Consider the following 3,608-nt stretch of genomic DNA (forward strand, 5'->3'; position numbering starts at 1 on the left):
GATACAAGGGACATCGACCAGTCTTACGCTCGATGTTGAAAAAGCGAATGGGATAATCAAGTCGTTCGGCGGCAAGAGCTTGTTACCGGCCGGGCTTGACGGCAAGAAGTTCACGATGACGACTTCGGCGGCAATTATGGCTAATTATCCGAGGGAAAACGCCACCCCGATAACGATAGTCCAAAGCAAGAGCCCCGAGTTTGTCTTCCCTGCCGGCGTAGACCCTAACGTAGTTCGCGACGTCTTGCTGAGCCTGCCCATCCTCCCCGATGGAATCAGGCAGCAGCTCGAGAAGATCAATGACTGGCAGCATACCTTACCGATTCCTGCGGTTGAGGGCTACACCAAAACCGAGCAGGTAAAGGTCAACGGAGCGGACGGGGTTTTCATGACTACGGATAAGGTGCGGAATAAGAGAATCAACGGCAATAACGCAAATACGTTGATCTGGCAGAATAACGGGATCGTTTACGGCATCAGCGGCGAGAACATGGGTCTGGCTCAGGCTCAGGCTATCGCGGCCTCGATGAAGTAGCATTGGTACGGATTGCTATGGCGATAAATGCGGTTATTGAGACCAAAGACCTTACGAAACTATACGGTGAAAAAGTGGGATGCGAGAAGATCTGCCTCACGGTCGACGAGGGTCAGATATTTGGTTTTCTCGGGCCGAACGGCGCCGGCAAAAGCACGTTTGTAAAGATGCTGATCGGTCTTATCAAGCCTACCTCAGGGAGCGCCAGGCTCCTCGGTTCGCCGCTTGGCGATGTGTTTATCCGCCGGCGGATCGGCTTTCTGCCGGAGAATTTCCGCTATCAAGATTGGCTTACGGGGCGCGAACTTTTACGGTATCACGCCGCCCTCGCCCTGGTACCGAGAGACCGGCACAAAGCTCGAATCGATGAGATGCTGCGCCTGGTTAAGATTAAGGGGGCGGCCGATTCGAAAATCCGCACGTACAGCAAGGGGATGCAACAGCGCATCGGCATCGCCGCCGCATTGGTCTCCGACCCCGATCTCTTATTCCTGGATGAGCCCACCTCGGCGCTTGATCCCATCGGGCGCATGGAGGTGCGCGAGATCATCTCAAGTCTAAAGGAGCGGGGGAAAGCGGTGTTTTTAAACAGTCACTTGCTCAGCGAGATCGAGATGGTATGCGATAAGGTCGCCATCATCAAGAACGGCAGGATTGTCGAGAGCGGCACGCTTGATAATCTCTTAAAGGGTAAAGTTGAAGTAGAGATAACCGCAGGCAATATAAACGGGTTCTTTGGAAGCGACTTCGTACGGTTCGGGCGGGTTCTTATGAGCAAAGGCGACACCGTGTTGGTCGAGCTCAAGAATGAGGAGATGATCCCCGAACTCGCCTCGCAGATTGTTGCCGGCGGCGGCAAGCTCTATAATTTAAGCCGCAAGAAACGCACGCTTGAGGAGCTGTTCATGGGCGTGGTCAGGGACGGTGATGCGTAATGCTTACTATCGCAAGTTTGACGTTTAAGGAAGCCTTAAGAAAGAAGATACTGATCGCGGCGCTTGTACTCACACTGTTATTTCTTGCGGTCTACGGAATAGGGCTACATTTTATCGCGCAGGAGATTTCATCCCATGAAGCTGAGTTCCGCGCAAGCGGCGGGAACTTTTCACAAGTAGAGGGCAACATGATACAAGATACTACAAAAAAGGCCTTCCTGCTGCTGGGTATCTATTTCGCAAGTTCAATCGTCTCTCTTCTTGCCATCTTCTCAGCTGTGGGGTCGGTATCGTCCGAAGTTGAAAACGGAATGCTGCATGCGCTTTTAGCCAAACCGATAAGGCGCCGTGATGTCATCCTGGGTAAATTCACCGGCTATGCTCTAATGCTGGCGCTCTATGCCACACTTCTCTTTGTTTCGATTCTGGGATTAAACCATTTCATCTTCGGGTCGAGCCTTAGCGGAACCCTGCCCGCAGTAGGGTTGTTTATACTAGAGCCGCTTGTGCTGCTTGCCGTAACTATTGCCGGGAGCACTAAGTTCTCGACGCTGGCTAACGGCATCATTGCGTTTATGGTCTACACGATCGGGGTGATCGGCGGCATGGCCGAGCAGGTAGGGGCGATGGCGCAAATAAAAATGCTGGTAACCTCGGGTATAGTAACCAGTCTTTTTATGCCGGTCGATGCGCTCTATCGCATGATAGCCATCATCATCACCGGGCCGTCAACAAATCCGCTTTCAAACTTCACATTCGGACCCTTTGGCGCCGTCTCCCAGCCGAGCAATGCTATGATCGTCTACGCATTTTTCTACATGGCTGCGTTTGTGCTGATTGCCGTACGCGCGTTCTCTAAGAGAGATATCGGATAAGGAAATTCCTTCATATTCTTGCGGACTAACTCAGCGCCATGACGATCGCGTGCTTGATATCGCTTATTTGCTCCTCGTCGGAGAGCTTCTGCCCGAAGGTATCCCAGACATAGAAAACATCGATGACCTTATCGACGTTTGTCGAGACCTTTGCCAGGTGAATGTCGAGATTAAGCTCAAACATCACCCTGGTAATGGTGTACAAAAGGCCGATCCTATCCTGGGCGTGAACCTCAATAATCGTGTAGAAGTCCGAGGATGAATTATTGATTTCAACTTCCGGGGATTTACGCAAGACATCTTTTCCCCGGTAGTTCTTCGCTTTCTCGGCGATGCGGTACTCGAGGGCGATTTTGCCTTCAAGCGCCCGTTTGATATCACGCCGGATTCTTTCCAGCTTGTCTTCGCTCATGGAATTCTCGAAATATCCCTCAACCTTAAATATATCGAGTGCGGTGCCATCGGACATGGTGTAGACCTGCGCGCCGAGAATATTGACGCCGTTGAGCGCAAGCGCACCGGATACCTTAGAAAAAAGCCCTGGCCTATCCTTTGCAATTAATGTGAGTTCGCACACGCCTTCTTTTTTTGCCGCGGTAACCGAAATGCTTTTCCTGTGGTTTCGCATCAGCTCAAAGTGCTCGATAATATCTTCGCTCGACCGGGCGAGCAGGTAAGAGTACGGCATTTGCTTTATAAAGAGGTCGATCTCCTCTTCTGCGTAGCTCTTAAGAAGGGCCGCTTTTGCCTTTGCCGCGGTCTTTCGCAACTGCCCGATGCTCTTCTTGCCGGTATACTCACCGCTGTTGATAATGTGGAGCACCTTCGAAAAGAGTTCCCGCAGCAGGTTATCCTTCCAGGTATCCCATGCTTTAGGCCCGGTTGCGAGCGAATCTGCAATCGAGATGAGATAGAGCATCTTTAGCCTCTCCTCATGGACGATTATCTCTGCAAGGTCGATGATCATGTTCTCGTCGTTAAGATCGCGACGCGTCGCCATATCCGAGAGGAGCAGGTGGTGTTCGACCAGGAAGCTCACGGTTTTGATATCCCGTGCGTCCATGCCCATCCGCGCGCAAACCTCTTTTGCGATTCTGGCGCCGCGTTTGGCATGGCCCTTACCCGAACCTTTACCGATGTCATGCAGGAGCGCCGCAATAAGCAGCAGGTCCTTGTGCTCGATCTCCTCGTAAATCTGCTTGAGCAGGGGATTGCTCTTGCTGTAGGCGCCCGAGCCAATTTTTTGCACCTCAGCGATCGTTA

The 3,608-nt window shown here is 52.0% G+C and carries 4 protein-coding genes; 3 read left to right on the forward strand and 1 reads right to left on the reverse strand.

Annotation, left to right across the window (positions count from 1 at the left end):
- From COY37_RS06595 to COY37_RS06605, 3 genes are all read left to right on the forward strand, one after another.
- The coding region (locus COY37_RS06595; protein WP_286976883.1) for a DUF4367 domain-containing protein at window positions 1-535 on the forward strand (535 nt) is incomplete at its 5' end.
- A gap of 2 nt (window positions 536-537) precedes the next feature.
- Window positions 538-1,470 carry an ABC transporter ATP-binding protein gene (locus COY37_RS06600; RefSeq protein WP_286678456.1) on the forward strand — a complete coding sequence of 311 codons (933 nt, stop codon included), beginning with the start codon at window positions 538-540 and terminating at the stop codon, window positions 1,468-1,470.
- Window positions 1,470-2,345, forward strand: coding sequence for an ABC transporter permease (locus tag COY37_RS06605; RefSeq protein ID WP_286678455.1), 876 nt, complete (start codon window positions 1,470-1,472; stop codon window positions 2,343-2,345). The genes COY37_RS06600 and COY37_RS06605 overlap by 1 nt, the downstream gene beginning before the upstream one ends.
- Before the next feature lie 25 nt (window positions 2,346-2,370).
- On the opposite strand, the gene COY37_RS06610 is transcribed toward COY37_RS06605, so the two are convergent.
- On the reverse strand, window positions 2,371-3,608 hold a 1,238-nt coding region (locus COY37_RS06610; protein ID WP_286976886.1), incomplete at its 5' end, for an ACT domain-containing protein.

The organism is Candidatus Aquicultor secundus (assembly GCF_002791875.1).
Classification (GTDB): domain Bacteria; phylum Actinomycetota; class Aquicultoria; order Aquicultorales; family Aquicultoraceae; genus Aquicultor_A; species Aquicultor_A secundus.

Excerpts from the sequence above, each read along its gene's own strand:
- COY37_RS06605 (WP_286678455.1), top strand. The coding sequence starts at position 1,470 with ATGCTTACTATCGCAAGTTTGACGTTTAAGGAAGCCTTAAGAAAGAAG.